The following is a 19449-nucleotide window of genomic DNA, read 5'->3' as shown; positions in this document are numbered from 1 at the left end:
AGAAGACTGATCGCGCATCCGCCAACCGTGGATGCCGGAGACGTGTCTATCTATTCTGAATTCGACGGCCTACCCTGCGAAAATCCGTCGCGCATCGACGGCCAACAAGGAACTGACCGATGGCCAAAGGCATGAACAAGCGAAAGCGTGACGAGAAAAAGCCCAAGAAGGAAAAGCCCAAGGTCATCGCCGCCGCACCCAGCACCAAGGGAACAGTGGCAGGTCTTGCTGTGAAGCCAAGCAGATGACGGTTGATGCCGTGCCGCCAGAGGTCGGGCCGGCAAACCATGAGGGCGAGATGGTGATCATGCAGGCGATCCTGAAGAACTGCGCCGCCCTCGGGGTTGCGCCCGAGGAGGCAAAACGCATCGCCGTCCGCTCAGTCATGAACCTGCGTCGAACCCAGAGCGTCAGATAAGCCGCAGACGCTCAGTCCTTGTCCGGAGCAGCGTTTGAAAAATTAAGCCTTGCCCTCCGAATTTGGCGCTGCGGGCGCTTCCCCAGCAAGGGGGTGGGGGGCGAGAGGCGTCGGGTTGGCGTTGATGATGCGGCCGCCCCCTGACGGCATCTGATATGCCAGGTGGGTCTGCATCGGTCCACAAAGGGGAGCGGTCATGTCGAAAGTTTTCACGGTCGGGTTCGATCTGGAAAAAAATGTATTCCAGATGCATGTGACCAGGCATGCCCTTGCGGATGCTGAAGTGACCTGCGGCAACTTCTTATGCTCGTGATCCGTGCCGCCTTGATCGCCTTGTTACCGTTCGTCTCACCAGGCGCGGCGGGCGCAATGTGCTTTGAGCCGTCCGAGCCATACTGCGTCAGATCCTCTAATACCTTCGAAGATCGTTATGCTTTCGATAGCTGCCTCCAGGAAATGGAGGCTTATCGCAATGGCGTGACAGCCTTCCAATCCTGCCGAGAGGATGAGATCGCAGAAATCCAAGATGAAATTCAGCGCGCCTTACGGACGTTGGAAGAAGCAGTCAAACTTTGGAACTGCCGCGCTAAAGGTGGCACGCTTTGTCCGTAACCGACAGCAAAGCCGCCGCCCCTGCTACACTCCAGGGACGCGGCTAGAAACGCGAGAAACTCTCCCGGCAGCCGAAGTCGCATTTGGGCTAGCCCGTCCCCCTAACGTCGAGATGGCGCAGACTGAAGAACAGCCATTTGATATTATAGGTGAGGCCACAAAGCCCGCTGCCCGCGCAGGACCATCTGCCAATCAAATGCTGTTCGGCATTTACGTCTTATCGTAACCGCTGGTCTTCAAGAGCCTTCAAGGAGGAGACGGCCAGGGGACCACAAGACGATACGGATGCCGGGGCAAGCGACAAGCAAGAGGGGGTGAGGCAACATGCCCCGCGACCATTGAATGCGCAGAGGCACGCGCGAACCCAGGCGGGTTGCGTTCCCTCCAAGAACGGCAAGGTTTCCCCCGCCGCCACCTTTATCCATTCAGACGTCAGCTGCGCCCAAGCGCGTCGTAATGGCTGTTGATCCTGACATCAGCCAGAGACCGCACCCTGACTGGGGTGACAACAGCAGGGTCGCCAGCGAGCCAGTCAACAGCCCGCCAGAATGCTTTTGCGAACAGACCATGCTGTGCTGCGGGACTTACCAGTGCATCTGCATTTGCAAGGAGCGTCGGGCGTTCGTTCTGTGATGTTTTGTAAATTATGTTCATTCTGTACTCTTTCATGAGGTAAAGGCAGATACTCCTGCCTGAACCGTTAACGTGGACAATCGCACCGTCCTCATCAGGAAGGCGGTTCTTCTTCTGGGACACGTCGCCTTCGTCGGCCATCTTCCGGGAAGCCTCGTCGTCTTGGCTATTCTGGCGGCCATCCAGGGCTTTGTCCTCGCTCTTGGGCTCGGCTCGTGCATCTTTTGGAGAGGCAGGAATTCGTACGGCCATTGTCCGGCCCTCTGTGAGGCAGGAACAGAACATTCTGTGGCACCTCTTAAAACATGGGGTGGATAAGGTCGTTTTGCATCAGTGATCCTGCCCCTAAGTGCCAAGCCCAGGGGAAGAAAGGAAAGAAGGACGAACTGCTCCGCGCCGATGTTTCGCGCATGCACTTGGTCCCCAGGTCTCCCGCCTCTGCAACTCTCTGCCTGGCCGTCGGGAGAAGCTGGCTTCTCCTCGCAGCGGCAGATGGTGAAATGGAGGCATTATCGAAAATCACCGGCAACTATGCGATGGCGTTCCGATCTTTGCTGTCTTCGCGCGACACCGGCAAAAAAGGCCCCGCCGCCGAAGGCGAGGCGTCACTCGTTATACAAACTGCATCGGTCCATTCCAGGCGTCATCACCGTCTCGGCCGCAAACCTACTCGCTCAGGCGTCGTGCATTGGCTGTGGCTTGCAGATGCACCGGCGCCAAGGCCAATCCGCCGGTATCCATGCTGCGTGTGATCATGCGGGTAGCATGCTCCATCGAACGCTCTGCCAAGCCCAGCACATCGCCCGCGCGCAAAGGGCGCGCGCCCACTAGCAGGTCGCAGAGGTGCTGCGCCTGCTTTGTGGCGTCAGCCATCATTGCCGACCATTGCTCGACAAGGGCCTCGTTGACCTTGGCGATGGCCACAACCTTCTCATGCATCATTCCACCGAGTTCGGCATAATCCCCTTGGGCAGGGCGGCAAGCCGCCTTGCCCATGACCGTCATCCGGGCTCCGATGACGCTGCGGGAAGCGGTCATTGTTTCGTTCAGGCGCAGATGGGTGTTCATCATATTGGAACTGGCCTTTGCCAGTTCGGCCCAAGCGTTCATGGCAGCGATCATCATCAGCTTATCCTTGTTCAAGCGAGTGAGGCGGCGGCAGGGCAGAATGTCCCATTCTCGCCCCATGCTGCCGCCGGGCTGCGCAACCGTATGGTGCAGCAACCCTTCATGCGAGCGTGAGCGCTGTTACGCCGTTTCCGTGACGCGCGCCTGAAGCGGGCTCAACGCCTGCTGCGAACTCCGCTGCGCGATCTGCAGCATCGCCGTGCGGCGTTCCATCCAGTTATGCATGACACTCGTCGCAAACGCCCTCTGAGCCTCTGCGGCGGCCTTCAAGGTCCTCGATCCGATCAACTGCTGGGAAAGCTCGGCGTTGGTGCGGGCAGCCTTGCCGAACCAGTCCATCCAAGCGGAAGAGACGTCTGACAGCGCCTGCACCGAGACCGCCGACGTTGTCGAGACAACCTGCACATCCCCGGCCAGCATCCGCGCGGCGTCACGGTAGACCGTCATGGCCTCCTGGCTGTCAGAGGCCATCTGCTGGGCGCGCTCGGTCAGGCTTTCGCCGATCTGGCGCGCCTGATCCTGGGCGGCGGCCCTGCTGCGTTCCATCACCTCGGCCACCTGTTCGGTGGCTTCACGGGCGACACGCTCCGCTTCTTTTCGGGTCCGGGCGACAGCCTGCTCGGCCGCGAGGGCGCGCTCGGCCTCTGCCGCCTGACGCTCTGCTTCGGCCTGCTCCACGCGCTTGGCCTCCCTGGCCGCTGCACGCTCGTCGGCTTCGGCCTGCTCGGCTTCTTCGGCGTTCCGCTTGGCTTGCGCCCGCTCCTCGCGCTTTTCGTCGCGCTTGGCGGTTTCGGCCTCTTTGACGGCACCCTCGATGTCGGAGGCTACAGCGGCCGCCTCATCATCGTTGAGCACCTTGAGGACGGCGGGGAGAAGCTCCTTGCGCTCGTTGCGAACATGCTGCTGGAAACCCTTGTTCAGGTCGGCAAGCGCGGCCAAGAACGCATCATTGTCCTTCGGCAAACCGGACAGCTTTTCGAGAGATGCGCGCAAGTCTTTGTTGCCCTTCAGGGCGCTGACGGCGAGATCCTTAGTCTCCGGATGCTTGCGCAGCAGCGGCAGAAGGTGCTGCTCTTCGAGCTCGACGTAGCGGGAAAGTTCGTCATTCAGTTCCGTGTAGAGGCTTTCACGGGATTTCACCGCCTGGTTCGACGTTGCCGAAAGCTTCGTGATCAACGCGGCGGCTTTTTCCGGAGCAGCCTGGATCGTTTGGCGGAGGGTCATGGACATATCTTCCGTATATGCTTGCTTGAACCCGAAACCAGCGACAAAGGCCCCACCGAAGTGCGGAGACATCACATGCTGGTTGCTCAAGGAAGCTCAGGCAGGATCATCCGAGAAGGATTCGCCGAATGTCTTGCTGCAGTGCAACATAACCAGAGAACATGACAGTTATAAGAGGCTAATGCTGATTATAGGGCAAGCTGAGCCGATACTTGACTCCATAATGCTGCGCGGCAGAGAAAACAGGGCGGACCTGTGAGAAATATCATTGCCTTGCTTTAGATTGCCTGTTTTATCCTCGAAGAAGGATACTCCAGCTTTGGAAAGAGCTGCTCACCGCAGGCGTCATGCTGATCGGGACGGCGGGTGGCCAAGGGCCGCATTCCTGCCGAGTGGGGGCCGCCCTTCTTTCCTGCCTTCCCATTGCGTTGCGAGTTAGCGTCGGGGTGGCCGATGTAAAGTGATCTCCTCAACCCCATGTTCGAAAGGTTGCGGCAGACTACTCTGCCCGTGACATATGGAGGGCCTCATCATGGCCGTACGACTTCCTGCCAGTTCCAAACGCTCCAAGCACCAACCCATCGGTGAGTACCCTGTCGACCATCGCGAGCAAGATCCTGAAGATGCCGAGGCCTCGCGGAAGATAGCCGAGGAAGCGGGGTTTCCTTGGAAAAAGAACCATTATTCCGAGCAGTAAACCATGCAGCCGCATGCCATGGCCCGCCAGGTCTTGTTAAGGCACTTAAGATAAAGATTTTCCCTATAAGAATGTCGAACGAATGTGCCAACCTCACTGCAGCGGACGCTCTGGCAAGTCCCATCGAATACGGCGGATTATTGCAAAAGCATTCAGACGGGCTATCGGATGGTTCGAGGTGCGGCCCGCTGCACTCAAGCCAAGCCTTGTGCGATCATTGGCTTACGCCAGGATTAACAGGGATTATGACGCCTTCCGGCGACGTTGAGGTCTGAAGAGACATAGGTGGCAAAAGCATGGGCCCGTTATCGCACCTTGAACTGCGGGCCACATGATCCACCGAGCCTCACCGATGCGGTCATGTCTGCGATCGAGGAAGTGGCCCCGCCACATGGTCGGACGGCACAGGCCAATCAGGGCTAAGCAAAAGGCGCTCGCGCGATTGGAGGTGTCGACCAGAACTGTCGGGCGGTTCTGCCGTGAGCGCCACGACGCTGCCTTCCTGCTCTGCCGAGTTCAACTGTGAGAGTCATCATTGGCGTCAAGGAGACGCCATAGCCAGAACAACCTTGGCAATCCTAGGAGATCACTATGGAAGAACGTCTTGTGGATATCATCGACAGCAATGGACGGGTTCTTCACACCTATCCCATTACACTTGGTGAGACCGGCGAAGGTGCCGGCGACGCCGAGTACCAAACCAAAGCCTTGCAGGCTGCTGCCCATGGCCAACTCGTTTCCGACACCGAACTCCTAGGCTTGAGCGCGCGGATGCACAAAAGCCGGGCAGGCCGACTGCAGCCCTCTAGTGACGAGATCAGCACCACATCGCAGACAAGGCTCGGCCTGGAACAGGTGGTTCGCGAGCAAGCCTATGCCCTGTGGGAACAGGAAGGGCGGCCAGACGGACGCGCTGAAGAGTTCTGGCATCGTGCACTCGAGCAGCATCTCAAGGGGCGTGCCTATGTTCTGTGGCAGCAAGAGGGGAGTCCGGACGGCGGAGCCGACAAAAATTGGCATCAAACCCGCGAGTTCCAGTCGCAATAACGATTAAGCAGCTGCGTGAGGAACACCGCGCAAGGGCCACCACAAAGAGCATCACCCTGGCGCCGCCGAGCCGCAAGCAATCCCCGGGCAGCGTTTTCTGGCAGCATTTTGAACCTTTCCAGTAGGGACAGGTGTGATCTGTTTGGCAATTCTATGTGAAGCCTCTGCACAAGACATTTGCGGCTTTATGGGGCAACAGCCGGTTCCGAACGGAACGGCTCAGGTTCCAGATTACGGCTGGGCGTCTGGGCGCAGAGACAAGGGTGTCCTCTGGGGACCCTGAAGGCGCCGCAAACCGCTCGGTTCATCGTGAAGGGAGACTGATCATGCCACTTTCTGCTCCGATGCGCATCGCGCTTGCTTTACCAATCGCCCTGTGGCTGGTGCTGCCTGCCTTGGCGGGCGACAGTTCCGGTCTCGATCCTGCACTGATAGACCAATGCCTGGCTGACGCCTCAACGGACGGGGGGCGACTGGATTGTGCGGGGGTGGGACAGGAAAGCTGCCTCGCCTATGCTGAGGCTGAGCATGGCGATGTTGATGTGGTAGCCCGGCAGCTGAACTGTCTTGATGCCGAATGGCAGGTCTGGGAAACACGGCTGACCGAGACCTATGACCGGCTGAAGGCGACCGAGGATGAACGCGGCGCTGAGCATGTGGACGCCCTGGTCAAGATGGAACGAGATTGGATCGCTTTCCGGGATGCTCGCTGCGCCTATGACCGGATCATCAACACCAGCAGTCCAGTCGCCGAGGCCAAGTGCAAGCTGAACGAGACCGCACGGCAGATGATCCTGCTGATGGCCTATCAACGAGGTCGGGCATGACGAAGCCGTTTAGGTGGCCAGTCGGATCATGCGGATGCCCTGGGCTTTGACATATCAGCCATTGGGCAGGTGTTCGTGGCACGTCGTCGCAGACCAGAGATCAAGCGCTCAACCGATTTGCTCGGTATCTTTCCCTATGATGATGCAACCGTTCGCCTGGTCGGGCCCTTGCTGGTGGAACAGGATCACAAGTAGGCTGTCCAACGAGCCTGCTGCATGATGCTGAAACTATCGTGCCGATGGGAGAGGAACCCGTCATCAGCTTGCAATAGCGGCATCCCTATGAAGCAGGCCCGCAGCGAACAATTCGGTGACAACCAGTGCCGGCTGCACCACGCCACTGGGCACTATCGCACCGGAATAAAAATTACACAGACCTATATTGCGTTGCTGCGCAGCGCCGTTAACTTCGATGAAGTCATCGGTCCCCCGCTCCTCCGAACGCCGCGAGTTCTTCTCCGGGCATTCCATAAAACCCGTTGATACTGAAGGGCACGGAAATGGCCGAGGGTTCATTGGCAAACAGTGCGATATGACGCATGGCGGCGCTGACGTCCTCGGTGTCAGGCCGCCGCCTGTCGGACAGATTGTGCTTGCCTGTGAGGTGATCGGCTACGGCGCGGTATACCCGCCGTCCACCAGGTGATAGCTGCCGGTGATGAAGCTGGCGCGGTTCGACAGCAGGAAGCAGGTCAGGGCCGACACCTCGGCCGGTTTGCCGATGCGACCCATCGGATGCAGGGCCGCCAAGCCTTCCATGACCTCGGGCGACAGATTGGCCGACAACAAGGGCGTGTTGATGAAGGCCGGTCCCACGGCATTCACGCGGATGCCCTGTTGCGCATATTCCATCGCGGCGGTCTTGGTCAGCCCCAGAATCCCGTGCTTGGCCGCGACATAGGGCGCTGAATTGGCAAAGCCCACCGATCCCAGGATCGAGGACATGTTGACGATGGACCCGCCCCCCGCACGCAGCATGGCGGGGATCTGCCACCGCATCCCATAGAAAACGCCGTTCAGGTTGATGTCGATCACACGGCGCCAGTCCTGGGACGGATAGTCGCCGGTCGACATCGAGGGCCCGCCGATGCCTGCGTTGTTCACTGCCATGTGCAGCCCGCCACAGTCCTTTTCCGCGAACGACGCCATCTCGCACATGGCGTCCTCATCGGTGACATCGGCGGCGAAGGCCTTGGACTTGCCCCCGGCTGCCGTGATTTCGTCCACCACGGCACGGCAGGCTTCGTCCTTCAGGTCGCTGACGATGACAAATGCGCCAGAGGCCCCAAGCTCCAGAGCAATCTCGCGCCCTAGCCCAGAGGCAGCGCCGGTCACGATCGCGGTGCGGCCCGAGAAGTCAAAGCGGATGTCGGTCATGGCTTGTTCCTTTCAGGTTCATCAGGATGTTCAGGTGACCCCAACGGGCCAGTTCACACCTTGTCCCAGGTCAAAGGATAGTGTGGCTCCCGAGAAGGCCCAAGGCTTCCTCGGCGATTATGCGCTCCTCGTCGGCGGGAATGACGAATGCAGCGATGCGGCTGGCGGTGCTGCTGATACGGGCGGCATTGACGGCGTTCGCTGCATGGTCCAGCACCAGCCCGAGCCAAGCCAGACGCTCGGCGACCATTGCGCGGATGCGAGGCTGGTGTTCGCCGATGCCGGCGGTGAAGACCAAGGCGTCTATTCCGCCCATGGTCGTGGCAAGGCGCGCGGCCTCGCCCGCGATGCGCAGGCAGAACAGGCCGATCGCCTCGGCAGCCTCGGGGCGGTCGCTGTCCAGAAGCTCGCGGCTGTCGGCGTCGATGCCAGACACGCCCAACAGCCCGCTTTCATGATAGAGCATCCTTTCCACCCGATCCAGCGTCCAGCCCATCGGTCCCAGAAGATGCAGCAGCACGCCCGGATCCAGGGCGCCGCAACGGGTCGCCATGGGGATGCCGTCCAGCGTTGAAAAACCCATCGAACTGTCGCGGCTGATGCCGCCCTGCATGGCGCAAAGGCTGGCCCCGCTGCCCAGATGCGCTGCAACCACCCGGGCATCGGCAGGCAGGTCGGTCCTGCTCAGGGCATCCGCGATATGGCGATAGGACAGCCCGTGGAAACCATAGCGGCGGATCCCTTGGTCGTGCAGCGCCCGGGGGATGGCAAGGCGCCGGGCGAGAGGATCATGCGTGGCGTGGAAAGCAGTATCGAAGGATGTGGTCTGCGTCAGATCGGGATAAAGCGCCCGCGCGGCGCGGATCAGGCGCAGGCTTTGGGGCTGGTGCAGGGGAGCCAGCCGCGACAGGCTCTCCATCTGCGCCAGGGTCGTGTCGTCGATGATGGCAGGACCGGCGAACAGGTCGCCGCCATGGACCACCCGATGCCCGATCACCGCAAGGGCCGACAGGTCCACCTGCGTTCCGATCCAGTCACGCGCCGTGCCCAGGATCGCGGTCATGTCGCCGATGTCCACGCCTGCAAGCGGGTGGGTCAGCAGCTGCCCGTCCCGTGTCAGCCGCACCTCCAGCGGGTCGTCGCGAAAGTCGATGACGGCGCGGGCCAGGGGGCGGCTGCGGTTGCCGGCAATCGCATGCGTGCCCAGCTTCACGGTCGAGGAACCGGCATTGAAGGTCAGGATCGTGTCGGTCATGTCCGCACCCCCTGGGCGGCGTTGCGGGTCACGATCAGCTTGGCAAGCGCGGCCGAGGCGATGCGCGCGGACAGGGGATCTGCCCTGCTGGTCAGCACGATCGGCACCCGCGCGCCCAGGACCAGGCCTGCGGCTGTGGCGCCCGCGAAATAGATCAGCTGCTTGGCCAGCATGTTCCCGGCCTCCAGATCGGGCACCAGCAGGATGTCGGCCTGTCCCGCCACAGCCGACGTGATGCCCTTGGTCTGCGCCGCCTCGGGGCTGATGGCGTTGTCGAAGGCCAGCGGGCCATCGACCAACCCGCCGGTGATCTGGCCGCGTGCCGCCATCACGGTCAGGGCTGCGGCATCCAGGGTGGCGGGCATGGCGGCATTGACCGTTTCCGCAGCGGCCAGAACAGCCAGACGCGGCTGGTCCACGCCCAGCAGGTGCATCAGATCAATAGCGTTCTGGGCGATATCGCGTTTGTGGTCCAGGGTGGGCGCGATGTTGATCGCGGCGTCCGTCACGATCACCGGCTTGCCATAGGCGGGCACGTCCATGACATAGGCGTGGCTGATCCGTCGCGCTGTGCGCAGCCCGGAATCCCTCGCCACCACCGCGCCCAGCAGTTCATCGGAATGCAGGCTGCCCTTGACCAGAACCTCGACCCGACGGGAGGCCGCCAGTTCCACGGCCCGCGCGGCTGCGGCATGGCTGTGTTCCGTGCTTTCGATGTCCATGCCATCAAGCGACACGCCTGCCTCGGCGGCTGCGGCGCGGATCCTGGCCTCGGGACCGATCAGCAGTGGCTCCAGCAGGCCCTCGTCGCGAACCTCGATCGCGCCCAGGATCGCAGCGCGCGAACAGGGGTGGACGATGGCCGCGCGGATCGGGGGCAAGGATCGCGCTTCGTCGATGAAGGGGGTGTAGCGGCTGGCGGGCAGCAGCACGGCCTGCGGCGCAGGAACGGCGGGCAGGGTCATGTCGGTTTCGGGGGCAATGACCGTGGCGGAGCCTTCCAGCACCCGCTCTTCCCGCTGGTTGGTGCAGAAGGCCTCCAGCCGCACCACCCGGTCGGCGTCGTGCTTTTCCGTCACGCGGACAGTCGCGATCACCGTGTCGCCGGGCATGGCGGGGACCAGGAAACGGAAGCTCTGCTCCAGTTGGATCGTCCCCGGCCCTGGCAGGCGCGTGCCCAGAACCGCCGCCACCATCGCTGCCGTCCAGCTGCCATGGGCCGCGCTGTGGCCGCGCGAAGCGCCCGCGAAGACCGGCTCAAGGCTGGAAGGGCTCACATCACCCGACAGCGCCGCCACCATCGAGATGTCGTTGACCCCGACCGTGCGCGTCAGCGAGGCTTCGTCACCGATCCGCAAGCTGGCGAAGGTATGGTTCTTGAGGGCTTCGGTCACGCGGTCCTCTTATCGTTGGAAAACATAGCTGCCCGGCGCGTCCGCCAGCGGCGGAAGGCCCTTGTCGGGCGCACCCAAGGCGGGCGGTGCGTCCAGCGGCCCTGATTGCGCGGCAAGCCAGTCGCCCCAGGCCAGCCACCAGGATCCTTCGACCGGATCATGCGCAGCCTGCCAGTCAGGGGCCGAGATCAGCGCGCCGTCATCAGGCCGCGTGCCGATGCGGTAATGACGCCGAGGGTGGCCCGGGGGGCTGACGATCCCGGCGTTGTGCCCGCCCGAGGTCAGCACGAAGGTCACGTCCGTGTCTGTGAACTGGTGGAACTTGTAGACCGAGGTCCAGGGCGCGACGTGATCGCGTTCGGTGCCCACGGCGAAGACGGGGATGCGGATGTTCTGCAGCGCGGCGGGACGGCCGTCCACCATGAAGCGTCCGGCGGCCAGTTCGTTGTCCAGATACAGGCGCTGCAGGTATTCCGAATGCATCCGCCAGGGCATCCGGGTGCTGTCGGCATTCCACGCCATCAGGTCGGTCATCGGGCGGCGTTGCCCCATCAGATAGTCATGGATCACCCGCGACCAGACTAGGTCGTTCGACCGCAGAAGCTGGAACGCCCCCGCCATCTGGTCGTCCGACAGATAGCCCCGGTTCCACATCATGCTGTCGAGGAGGTGCATCTGGCTGGGGTCGATGAACAGCGCCAGTTCTCCGGGTTCGGTGAAATCGACCTGTGCGGCAAACAGCGTCAGGGACGCCAGCCGGTCCCCTGCCGCAGCCCCCATCGCGGCCGCCGCGATCGACAGCAGCGTGCCACCCAGGCAATAGCCGGTGGCATGAACCCGTGCCCCCGGTACGATGGCTTCCACGGCATCAAGAGCGGCCAACACGCCCTCGCGGCGGTAATCCTCCAGCGTTAGGTCGCGATCCTCAGGCCCCGGATTGCGCCACGAAATCGCGAAAACTGTGAAGCCTTGGCTGACCAGCCAGCGGATCAGCGAGTTCTCCGGCGACAAATCCAGGATGTAGTATTTCATGATCCAGGCGGGCACGATCAGCACCGGCTCGGGCCGAACCTGCCCGGTCGAGGGCGCATACTGGATCAACTCGATCAGATGGTTGCGGAAGACGACGGTGCCGGGCGTCACCGCCACCGTCTCGCCGGGGCGGAACGCCTCGGCCCCCGGGGGCGGCTGGTGGTTCATCAGCCGCAGGGCATCCTCGGCCCAGTTCTGCCACCCCTGCCACAGGTTCATGCCGCCGGTCTGCCAGGTGCGGGCCAGCACCTCGGGGTTGGTCAGGGGATTGTTCGAGGGCGAGAACACATCCAGCCACTGCTTTGCGACAAAGGACACCACATCCTCGTGGTGCTTCATCACACCCGGCACCTCGCGGGTGACGTTGTGCAGCCATTGCTGTCCCAGCAGAAAGGCCTGGGCCAAGGCGGCAAAGGGCAGCTGCTGCCAGCCCTCGTGGCGAAAGCGGGCGTCACCCGGCAGGGGACGGATCGCAGGCGGCGTCTTCGGGTCCATGGCCGAGGACAGAAGCCAGGTCATCAGCCGGCTAGTCTTGCGGCCCGCCTTCCACAAAAGCTCGGCCCGCTTGCCTGGGGCCTGGGCCAGGTGGAACGCCCAGTCAAAGCCAGCAAGCGCCAGCGACCCCGGCGAGATGCCGCCCGTCAGGTGACCGCTAAGCGCCTCTCGCATCCGGTCCATCGCCTGGAACGCGGCAAGGCCCAACGTCGCGTCCTGGTCGGCCGGGGGCATCATCGCAGGCGGCGCAAGGAAGGCGGTCTGGTCGGGCATCTCGGTCCTTGGTGGTTCAGGGATTTGCGGGTTATCCTTACCGGGTCCAGCATCGGGTAATCTTGACCTGAATCAAGGTTTGATGCCGGACCATGGCCTTACCATCCAGATTTCATCAGACAGGATCACGGACATGAAGGACGACAAGAATGCGAAGCCGGAAACGGCCGCCCTGCCGGATGTTCCGGGATTAACCCTGCCCGACGTTCTTCTCTGGCCGATACGGATGCAAGAACTGCTATGGCGGGAAGCGCTTCTGACGATGGCACGAATGGCAGAGCTTCGGGCCGAATGCTTGCGCAACATGGCCCAAGTTACCCTGCCCATGGACGCAGCCGCCCTCCAGACTGACTATGCCAGCAAGCTGCTGGACGTGGTCCAGGAAGAAGGCAACCGATTTGCCCGCGCCATGCGCGACGCAGCGCCGGCAATCCGCAAGGCTGCCTGATCCACAAGCCGTAACGGACCGCTGCCGTCCATCGGACTGTCACGGCAGGCTATGTGGAGCTGCATCCCGACGCCCGGCCCCGGATCCGCATAGCCCCTGCAAGGAACAACGATTACCCGATGACGAACCCCAGCGACCTTGCCGACGCCTACGCCCGTCCTGCTTCCGAAGTCCTGACCGCCCTGGACGCCACCGCCACCGGACTGTCCTCATCCGAGGCTGCCGCCCGACTGTCTCGCCACGGCCCCAACAGCCTGCCCGGAGCAAAGCCGCGACCAGCGATCCTGCGGTTGCTGGCGCAGTTCAACAATGCGCTGATCTATTTCATGCTGGCGGGGGCAGGGGCTGCAGCAGCCCTGGGTCATTATGTCGATGCCGGCGTGATCCTAGCCGTGGTGATCGTTAACGCGATCGTGGGCTTCCTGCAGGAAGGCAAGGCCGAAAGCGCGCTGAACGCCATACGCGACATGATCGCGCCCCAAGCCAGCGTCTTGCGCGACGGGCGGCGGATCAGCGTCGGCATGGCAGACCTCGTGCCCGGCGACGTGGTGCTGATCGAGGCGGGCGACCGCGTGCCCGCCGACCTGCGCCTGATCTCTGCCCGCAACCTCCTGGTGGATGAGGCGATCCTGACAGGGGAATCCGTGGCGTCGACCAAGGGCGTCGATCCGGTCGCGGCCGGGGCAGCCCTGGGCGACCGGCGCCCCATGGCGTTTTCCGGCACGCTTGTCTCGGCGGGCCAGGGCAGCGGCGCCGTCACTGCCACCGGCACCCGGACCCAGATCGGCCGCATCAGCACCCTGCTGCACGAGGTCGAGCCCCTGACCACACCGCTGCTGCGCCAGATCAACGCATTCGCTCATCGCTTCACACTGTTGGCCTTCGTGGGCGCGGCGCTGATCTTTGCCTTTGCGGTCTCGCTGCGCGGCTATGCCTGGGACGACGCGCTGATGGCGGTCGTGGCGCTTGCTGTGGGCCTGGTCCCCGAAGGCCTGCCCGCCGTCATCACCATCACGCTGGCCATCGGCGTGCAGCGCATGGCCGCCCGTCGCGCGGTGATCCGTCGGCTGCCCGCGGTGGAAACACTGGGTGCGACCTCGATCATCTGCTCCGACAAGACCGGCACCCTGACCCGGAACGAGATGACCGTGGGGCGTGTGGTGACAGCCGATGGCGTGAGCGTGGTCCAGGGCGCCGGCTATGACCCGACCGGCCATGACTTCACCCCTGAACCCACTGCGCGCGGGCTGCTGCGGGCCGGGCTTTTGTGCAACGACGCCGAACTGAACCCTGGCACCTGGAAGGTCGAGGGCGACCCGATGGAGGGCGCGTTGATTGCCGCCGCGATGAAGGCGGGCCTCGACCCAGCGACCGAGCGCGCCGCCAGGCGGCTGGACGCCATTCCCTTTGATGCCCAGCATCGCTTCATGGCGACGCTGCACGATATGCCAGGGCAGGGGCGGGTGATGCTGGTCAAGGGCGCGCCGGAACGGATCATGGCGATGTGCGCCCGGCAGGCCTCGGAGGCGGGAACGCAGGTGCTGGATCACACCTATTGGTCCGACCGCATCGCCGAAACCGGGCGCGAGGGCGAACGCGTGCTGGGTTACGCGACGAAGCCCATGCCCGACGGCACCACCAGGATCGACTTTCCCGATGTCGAGAGCGGGCTGACCTTCCTGGGCCTCACCGGCTTCATCGACCCGCCACGGCCAGAGGCGGTCGCGGCCATTGCCGAGTGTCACCGCGCAGGCATCGACGTGCGGATGATCACCGGCGACCATGCCGAAACTGCCACCGCCATCGCACGCCAGCTTGGCCTTGCGCCCGACCCGCAGGTGTTGACCGGCAAGGATCTGGACGCAATCCCCGACAGCGGTTTTGCCGATGCCGTCGCCCGAACCCAGGTCTTTGCCCGCACCAGCCCCGAACACAAGCTGCGCATCGTCCGCGCCCTGCAATCGCGCGGTAATGTCGTCGCGATGACCGGTGACGGGGTGAACGACGCGCCCTCCCTGAAGCAGGCCGATGTCGGCATCGCCATGGGCATCAAGGGCACCGAGGCCGCCAAGGAAGCGGCCGAGATCGTGCTGATGGACGACAACTTCGCGTCCATCGTGGCGGCGGTCCATGAAGGTCGCACCGTTCACGACAACATCCGCAAGGTCATCGCCTGGACCCTGCCCACCAATGGCGGCGAGGCGCTGACGGTGATCATGGCGATCCTTCTGAACTTCGCCCTGCCAATGACGCCCGTGCAGATCCTGTGGGTGAACCTGCTTCTGGCCGCGACGCTGGGCCTGGTTCTGGCCTTCGAGCCGTCCGAACCGGGGGTGATGGCACGCAGGCCACGCAAGTCGGGGGCCGGGCTTCTGACCCCCTTCACGGTATGGCGCATCATCCTGGTATCGGTGATCTTTATGGCGATTTCGCTGGCCGTGTTCTTCTGGACCCTGGGTCAGGGCCGCGACATCGAGGTGGCGCGCACGATGGTTGTCAACACGCTGGTGGTGCTGGAGATCTTCTATCTGTTCAACATCCGCTATCTGCACATGACCTCGTTCACGCTGACGGGCGTCAAGGGCACCGGCCCGGTGCTGGGTGCCATCGCCGTGGTCGTGGTCGGGCAACTGGCCTTCACCTATCTGCCGGTCATGAACCGGATCTTCGAATCCCGTCCCCTGACTCTGCTGGACGGGATCGTCATCATCGTCATCGGCGTGCTGTCGCTGGTGGTCCTGGAGATCGAGAAGCACCTGCTGCGAGACAGGTTTCGGGAGGAGTAGAAAGGATAGAAGACCAGCCTGATTGCCGGTCGGTTGCCCGGGGCCAAGTCATCGTGACGCGGCAAAAACCGCGAGCGCGGCAGCCGAGGCCAGATTGTGAGACGGGGCCGGGAACCTCCCCCGACGCAAGCTGCTCCCTCACCCGACCGTAACGCCGAAGAGCGTCCCCACGACAGCTGTCGCGCCCATGGCAAGAACGCCCCACAGCGTCACCCGCATCGCGCCGCGAAGGATACCGGCGCCGCCTGCGGAGGCGCCGAGGCCACCCAGCACGGCTAAGGCCAGCAGCGTAGCGACGACCACGAACACGACGATCTGCGCAGGCGGCGCCAGCAGCGCCACGATCAGCGGCACGACTGCGCCTGCCGCGAAGGTCAGGGCCGAGACGACCGCCGCCTGCACCGGATGAGAGGTCACCGTCTCGGAAATCCCCAACTCATCGCGGGCATGAGCGCCGAGCGCATCCTGTGCTGTCAGTTGCGCCGCCACCTGCTGCGCCAGGTCGCGCGTCAGACCGCGCTCCTGATAGATCCGCGTCAGTTCCTCAAGCTCTGCCTCGGGCATCTCGGCCAGTTCCTTGCGCTCCTTGTCGAGATCGGCGTTCTCGGCATCGGTCTGCGAACTGACCGAGACATATTCGCCTGCCGCCATCGACATGGCGCCCGCGACGAGTCCTGCCAGTGCTGCAACCAGCACTTCGGTCCGGCCAGTCCCGGCGGTCGCCACGCCCACCACCAGGCTGGAGGTGGAGAGGATCCCGTCATTGGCCCCCAGCACCGCCGCACGCAGCCAGCCGATGCGATGAACCATGTGGATTTCCGAATGGGACAGGCGGCTCATGCAAGGGCTCCTTCCTGGTGCGGTTCATCGCCCGACGGGGCCGTGCGGGCCTGGGTGGGTTGGATGCGCAAGGCGCGCAGGGCGTTGAGGATGACCGCCACGTCGATCGCTTCCTGGATCAGGGCGCCTTGCACGGGGGTCAGGTAGCCCAAGGCAGCGGCGATCATGCCCAAGACCGACAGGCCGATGCCCGCCACAACGCTTTCAAGAGCAATGCGGCGCGAGCGGCGGGCGATCTCGATCCCCGTTCTGATGCGATCAAGGCGGTCCACCAGCAGCACCACGTCGGCGGCCTCGGCACTGGCGGCGGCGCCGCGCGCGCCCATGGCCACGCCCACGTCGGCCGCAGCCAGGGCCGGGGCGTCGTTGACGCCGTCGCCCACCATCATGACCGGGCCGTGCTTGTGCTCGGTCAGGACCAGAAGGACCTTCTCGTCCGGCGTGAGGCCGGCGCGGATGCCGTCGAGGCCCAGGCCCTCGGTCACGCGGCGGGCGACCTCGGCTCGGTCGCCGGTGGCGAGCAGAATGCGTTCGATCCCCTGGCGGCGCAGGCCCGACAGCATGTCGCCCGCGCCGTCCCGCAAGGGGTCTGACATCACGAGGTGCCCCGCCATCCGGTCATCCACCGCAACCGCCACCATGACCGAGCCCGCTGCCAAATCCGGAGGATCGCCCTCGTGACCTACCTGTCCAGCCACGAAGCCGTAGCCTCCCACGACGACCTGCCGCCCCTCGACGATGGCGATGACGCCTTCGCCTGGGATTTCGACCGTGTCGTGGGGAACGGGCAGCGTCATGCCGCGGGCCTTGGCGGCCGCGACGATGGCCTGCGCCACCGGGTGCTTGGTTGCCTGATCTGCTGCTGCCGCGAGGCGCAGGATCTCGTCCTCGGCCATCCCCTCTGCGGTGTCGACGGTCACGATCCGGGGGCGACCGTCGGTCAGCGTGCCGGTCTTGTCGAAGATCAGCGTGCGAACGCGGGCCATCGCCTCCAGCGGTTTGGCACCCTTCACGAGCACGGCGAAATGGGCAGCCCGCGACAGGCCCGCGACCAAGGCTACGGGCACGGCCAGGATCAGCGGGCAGGGGGTCGCCACCACCAGCACGGCTACTGCGCGGATCGGATCGCCGGTGAACCACCAAGCCGCCCCGGCGATCAGAAGCGTCACGGCCAGAAAGCCCAGCGACCAGCGATCGGCCAGCCGGGCCATGGGCGCGCGGGACCGCTGCGCCTGCTCGACCAGGCGGACGATGCCGGCATAGGTGCTGTCTCGGGCCTCGTGCGTGGCGATCAGGTCAAAGGCATCGCCCGCGTTGGTGGATCCGCTCATCGCTTCGGCACCTGCCTCAAGGCGGACGGGCAGGGACTCGCCCGTCAGCGCCGACGTATCGAGGAAGGCCGTGGCCGAGGCGACCTGACCGTCCACCGGCACCACGTCACCCTGGCGGATCAGCAGGCGGTCGCCGGGGCGGATGTCGTCCAAGGCCACGTCCTCCAGCCCGCCATTGCGGTGGCGGGTGGCTGCGCGGGGCACGCGAGACAGCAGGTCGCGCATCTCGCGCCGGGCGCGGCCTTCGGCAAAGCTTTCCAGGAAGGTGCCGCCCGAATACATCACCGCAACCACGGCGGCGGCCAGCGTCTCACCGAAGACCAGGGCTGCCGACATTGACAGCGCCGCCACGATGTCGAGGCCGACCTCGCCCCGCGCAAGGCTGCGCAGGATTTCGACCAGCAGGGCAGCCAGGACCGGCAGCACGCCCGCAGTCCAGGCCAGCCCCGCCAGATCGGCACGGCCGACAAGGTGCAAGGCAAGCCCCGCCACCAGGCCCGCAAGGGCAACGGACAGAAGAAGCGTCTTGAACCGGTCCGTCTGCTTGTCGGTCACGTCTGTCCCTCAACCGCTGCCGTGGCACCAGTCCCAAGAAGGCACCCGCCGGCGCGTGTCCGCAAGCCCCCGTCATCATCGCGCAGAAGAAACAGCGCGTCGAGGTCGCGCCCTCGCAAGCTCAGCCCTTGATAAGGGACCTGCCACCATCAGCGCGCTCGCCGGTCCCGTCCCTACACCTCTTTTGCTGGAGAGTAGGCGGGATCGGCTTATCGCTCCAAGCCCATGCGACATTTCTAAATGGTCTACGAGGCGACATTTTAACTGGGTGACAACAACCGCTCTGCAAGTCCTCACAGGCAGGCTGTTCTGGGCTGTCAGACACCGAAGGTTTGCCATCACCTTCCCGGAAGACGGCCAGAAGTCCGACCTGGGGAGGAAGCGCAAGTCACTGCACTCGTTTGCCTTTGGTTAGAACCAGTCGCTGTCCTTCTTCGCGGCATCTGGAGGCCGTGGACGGAGACCTGCGGCTCGAAGAAGGCGCACACACGCTTGGTTCTCCTGGGGAGTTCGAACCTCTATTTGCCAGAAGGCGGCTGATTCCAGTGTCGGGAAGTGGTCCCGCCCGAGGGATCCACACCAATGCCAATGAAAGAGAAAGGCCCCCGGCAATCACCGGGGGCCTTGTTTTCTGGAAGCTGCTCCGGCAGGTGCCGGCGCTGGCATGGCCTCAGGCCTCGGTGGTCTCGCGCTGCAGCAGGGCAAGCTCGTCCTTGATCTCGAGCTTTTCCTTCTTGATGGCGGCGATCTCCTCGGCGCTTGCCGAGGGACGCTTCAGAAGCTCCGCGAGCTGATCCTCGAGCGCCGCGTGACGCGCGTTCAGCGCTTCGATCCGGCCGGTGATGTCGCCCATGTCGTAACCTCCATGTGTCAGTTCCTCTATAGAGGTAGGCATGGCCGATGCCATCTTCCAGGTTACCCCACCGGGTTCGGGCTAATGCTCAGGCAGAGTAAGCTATGGCGGGAATGAGGAGTTCTGACACCGGCACATTCCCACGACCTGTGCAGTCTCTGGCTTCCTGAGCAGACCAGTTCTATAGTTCGGCATGACCGAAACGCTGCCGCCGTGCCCCGCAT

At 63.8% G+C, this 19449-nt stretch carries 19 protein-coding genes; 9 read left to right on the top strand and 10 right to left on the bottom strand.

Going from position 1 to position 19449, the window contains the following annotated elements; all coding sequences use genetic code 11:
- Nucleotides 1-119 precede the first annotated feature (119 nt).
- The 3 genes from IEX25_RS20365 to IEX25_RS18610 all read left to right on the top strand — a co-directional run bounded on the left by IEX25_RS20365 (nucleotide 120) and on the right by IEX25_RS18610 (nucleotide 1030).
- A complete protein-coding gene (locus IEX25_RS20365) occupies nucleotides 120-248 on the top strand; it encodes a hypothetical protein (RefSeq protein ID WP_268236168.1) in 129 nt (42 codons plus the stop codon).
- Complete coding sequence (locus IEX25_RS18615; protein WP_188717151.1) at nucleotides 245-418, top strand: hypothetical protein; 174 nt, start codon at nucleotides 245-247, stop codon at nucleotides 416-418. The genes IEX25_RS20365 and IEX25_RS18615 overlap by 4 nt, the downstream gene beginning before the upstream one ends.
- A gap of 303 nt (nucleotides 419-721) precedes the next feature.
- A complete protein-coding gene (locus IEX25_RS18610; RefSeq protein ID WP_188717149.1) occupies nucleotides 722-1030 on the top strand; it encodes a hypothetical protein in 309 nt (102 codons plus the stop codon).
- Between the two features lie 432 nt (nucleotides 1031-1462).
- Here IEX25_RS18610 and IEX25_RS18605 read toward each other — a convergent pair whose 3' ends face one another.
- The 3 genes from IEX25_RS18605 to IEX25_RS18595 all read right to left on the bottom strand — a co-directional run bounded on the left by IEX25_RS18605 (nucleotide 1463) and on the right by IEX25_RS18595 (nucleotide 4015).
- Nucleotides 1463-1915, bottom strand: a complete 453-nt coding sequence (locus IEX25_RS18605; protein WP_188717147.1) for a hypothetical protein — start codon at nucleotides 1913-1915, stop codon at nucleotides 1463-1465.
- 414 nt (nucleotides 1916-2329) lie between these two features.
- The gene (locus tag IEX25_RS18600) at nucleotides 2330-2788 is read right to left on the bottom strand and encodes a hypothetical protein (protein WP_188717145.1); all 459 of its coding nucleotides are present in this window, start codon (nucleotides 2786-2788) and stop codon (nucleotides 2330-2332) included.
- A gap of 123 nt (nucleotides 2789-2911) precedes the next feature.
- Nucleotides 2912-4015 carry a hemerythrin domain-containing protein gene (locus IEX25_RS18595; RefSeq protein ID WP_188717143.1) on the bottom strand — a complete coding sequence of 368 codons (1104 nt, stop codon included), beginning with the start codon at nucleotides 4013-4015 and terminating at the stop codon, nucleotides 2912-2914.
- A gap of 532 nt (nucleotides 4016-4547) precedes the next feature.
- Here IEX25_RS18595 and IEX25_RS18590 point away from each other — a divergent pair.
- The 4 genes from IEX25_RS18590 (at nucleotide 4548) to IEX25_RS18575 (ending at nucleotide 7069) form a co-directional block, all read left to right on the top strand.
- A complete protein-coding gene (locus tag IEX25_RS18590; protein WP_158248114.1) occupies nucleotides 4548-4712 on the top strand; it encodes a hypothetical protein in 165 nt (54 codons plus the stop codon).
- 591 nt (nucleotides 4713-5303) lie between these two features.
- Entirely contained in the window at nucleotides 5304-5759 is a 456-nt protein-coding gene (locus IEX25_RS18585; protein WP_188717141.1) for a DUF2934 domain-containing protein, read from the top strand.
- Between the two features lie 326 nt (nucleotides 5760-6085).
- Nucleotides 6086-6586 carry a lysozyme inhibitor LprI family protein gene (locus IEX25_RS18580; RefSeq protein WP_188717139.1) on the top strand — a complete coding sequence of 167 codons (501 nt, stop codon included), beginning with the start codon at nucleotides 6086-6088 and terminating at the stop codon, nucleotides 6584-6586.
- Nucleotides 6587-6868: 282 nt separating this feature from the next.
- Nucleotides 6869-7069 carry a hypothetical protein gene (locus tag IEX25_RS18575; protein ID WP_188717137.1) on the top strand — a complete coding sequence of 67 codons (201 nt, stop codon included), beginning with the start codon at nucleotides 6869-6871 and terminating at the stop codon, nucleotides 7067-7069.
- Nucleotides 7070-7198: 129 nt separating this feature from the next.
- On the opposite strand, the gene IEX25_RS18570 is transcribed toward IEX25_RS18575, so the two are convergent.
- From IEX25_RS18570 to IEX25_RS18555, 4 genes are all read right to left on the bottom strand, one after another.
- The gene (locus IEX25_RS18570; RefSeq protein WP_167623845.1) at nucleotides 7199-7963 is read right to left on the bottom strand and encodes an SDR family NAD(P)-dependent oxidoreductase; all 765 of its coding nucleotides are present in this window, start codon (nucleotides 7961-7963) and stop codon (nucleotides 7199-7201) included.
- 70 nt (nucleotides 7964-8033) lie between these two features.
- On the bottom strand, nucleotides 8034-9218 hold the full coding sequence (locus tag IEX25_RS18565; protein WP_188717135.1) for an acetate/propionate family kinase: 1185 nt from the start codon (nucleotides 9216-9218) through the stop codon (nucleotides 8034-8036).
- On the bottom strand, nucleotides 9215-10612 hold the full coding sequence (locus IEX25_RS18560; protein WP_167623843.1) for a bifunctional enoyl-CoA hydratase/phosphate acetyltransferase: 1398 nt from the start codon (nucleotides 10610-10612) through the stop codon (nucleotides 9215-9217). Before IEX25_RS18560 ends, IEX25_RS18565 begins: the two co-directional genes overlap by 4 nt.
- 9 nt (nucleotides 10613-10621) lie before the next feature.
- Nucleotides 10622-12412: a PHA/PHB synthase family protein gene (locus IEX25_RS18555; RefSeq protein ID WP_188717132.1), complete on the bottom strand. Its 1791-nt coding sequence runs from the start codon at nucleotides 12410-12412 to the stop codon at nucleotides 10622-10624.
- A 133-nt stretch (nucleotides 12413-12545) separates the two neighbouring features.
- Between IEX25_RS18555 and IEX25_RS18550 the strand changes: the two genes are divergently transcribed.
- Together IEX25_RS18550 and IEX25_RS18545 are read left to right on the top strand one after the other, a co-directional pair.
- A complete protein-coding gene (locus tag IEX25_RS18550) occupies nucleotides 12546-12860 on the top strand; it encodes a hypothetical protein (RefSeq protein WP_103173919.1) in 315 nt (104 codons plus the stop codon).
- Nucleotides 12861-12979: 119 nt separating this feature from the next.
- On the top strand, nucleotides 12980-15646 hold the full coding sequence (locus IEX25_RS18545; protein ID WP_188717130.1) for a cation-transporting P-type ATPase: 2667 nt from the start codon (nucleotides 12980-12982) through the stop codon (nucleotides 15644-15646).
- A 138-nt stretch (nucleotides 15647-15784) separates the two neighbouring features.
- On the opposite strand, the gene IEX25_RS18540 is transcribed toward IEX25_RS18545, so the two are convergent.
- The 3 genes from IEX25_RS18540 to IEX25_RS18530 all read right to left on the bottom strand — a co-directional run bounded on the left by IEX25_RS18540 (nucleotide 15785) and on the right by IEX25_RS18530 (nucleotide 19225).
- Nucleotides 15785-16486, bottom strand: a complete 702-nt coding sequence (locus IEX25_RS18540) for a VIT1/CCC1 transporter family protein (protein ID WP_188717128.1) — start codon at nucleotides 16484-16486, stop codon at nucleotides 15785-15787.
- A complete protein-coding gene (locus IEX25_RS18535) occupies nucleotides 16483-18372 on the bottom strand; it encodes a heavy metal translocating P-type ATPase (RefSeq protein ID WP_188717127.1) in 1890 nt (629 codons plus the stop codon). Before IEX25_RS18535 ends, IEX25_RS18540 begins: the two co-directional genes overlap by 4 nt.
- Before the next feature lie 670 nt (nucleotides 18373-19042).
- Complete coding sequence (locus IEX25_RS18530) at nucleotides 19043-19225, bottom strand: YdcH family protein (protein WP_158248138.1); 183 nt, start codon at nucleotides 19223-19225, stop codon at nucleotides 19043-19045.
- Nucleotides 19226-19449: the final 224 nt, after the last annotated feature.

Source organism: Paracoccus acridae (assembly GCF_014642735.1).
Classification (GTDB): Bacteria; Pseudomonadota; Alphaproteobacteria; order Rhodobacterales; family Rhodobacteraceae; genus Paracoccus; species Paracoccus acridae.
The sequence above is the reverse complement of the archived record's forward strand: the minus strand, read 5'-3'. Positions and strand labels throughout refer to the sequence as shown.

Coding starts and splice junctions, on each gene's coding strand:
- IEX25_RS18550 (WP_103173919.1), top strand. CDS start 12,546: ATGAAGGACGACAAGAATGCGAAGCCGGAAACGGCCGCCCTGCCGGAT.
- IEX25_RS18540 (WP_188717128.1), bottom strand. CDS start 16,486: ATGAGCCGCCTGTCCCATTCGGAAATCCACATGGTTCATCGCATCGGC.
- IEX25_RS18555 (WP_188717132.1), bottom strand. CDS start 12,412: ATGCCCGACCAGACCGCCTTCCTTGCGCCGCCTGCGATGATGCCCCCG.
- IEX25_RS18590 (WP_158248114.1), top strand. CDS start 4,548: ATGGCCGTACGACTTCCTGCCAGTTCCAAACGCTCCAAGCACCAACCC.
- IEX25_RS18575 (WP_188717137.1), top strand. CDS start 6,869: ATGAAGCAGGCCCGCAGCGAACAATTCGGTGACAACCAGTGCCGGCTG.
- IEX25_RS18545 (WP_188717130.1), top strand. CDS start 12,980: ATGACGAACCCCAGCGACCTTGCCGACGCCTACGCCCGTCCTGCTTCC.
- IEX25_RS18600 (WP_188717145.1), bottom strand. CDS start 2,788: ATGATGATCGCTGCCATGAACGCTTGGGCCGAACTGGCAAAGGCCAGT.
- IEX25_RS18610 (WP_188717149.1), top strand. CDS start 722: ATGCTCGTGATCCGTGCCGCCTTGATCGCCTTGTTACCGTTCGTCTCA.
- IEX25_RS18615 (WP_188717151.1), top strand. CDS start 245: ATGACGGTTGATGCCGTGCCGCCAGAGGTCGGGCCGGCAAACCATGAG.
- IEX25_RS18585 (WP_188717141.1), top strand. CDS start 5,304: ATGGAAGAACGTCTTGTGGATATCATCGACAGCAATGGACGGGTTCTT.
- IEX25_RS20365 (WP_268236168.1), top strand. CDS start 120: ATGGCCAAAGGCATGAACAAGCGAAAGCGTGACGAGAAAAAGCCCAAG.
- IEX25_RS18565 (WP_188717135.1), bottom strand. CDS start 9,218: ATGACCGACACGATCCTGACCTTCAATGCCGGTTCCTCGACCGTGAAG.
- IEX25_RS18595 (WP_188717143.1), bottom strand. CDS start 4,015: ATGACCCTCCGCCAAACGATCCAGGCTGCTCCGGAAAAAGCCGCCGCG.
- IEX25_RS18605 (WP_188717147.1), bottom strand. CDS start 1,915: ATGGCCGTACGAATTCCTGCCTCTCCAAAAGATGCACGAGCCGAGCCC.
- IEX25_RS18530 (WP_158248138.1), bottom strand. CDS start 19,225: ATGGGCGACATCACCGGCCGGATCGAAGCGCTGAACGCGCGTCACGCG.
- IEX25_RS18570 (WP_167623845.1), bottom strand. CDS start 7,963: ATGACCGACATCCGCTTTGACTTCTCGGGCCGCACCGCGATCGTGACC.
- IEX25_RS18580 (WP_188717139.1), top strand. CDS start 6,086: ATGCCACTTTCTGCTCCGATGCGCATCGCGCTTGCTTTACCAATCGCC.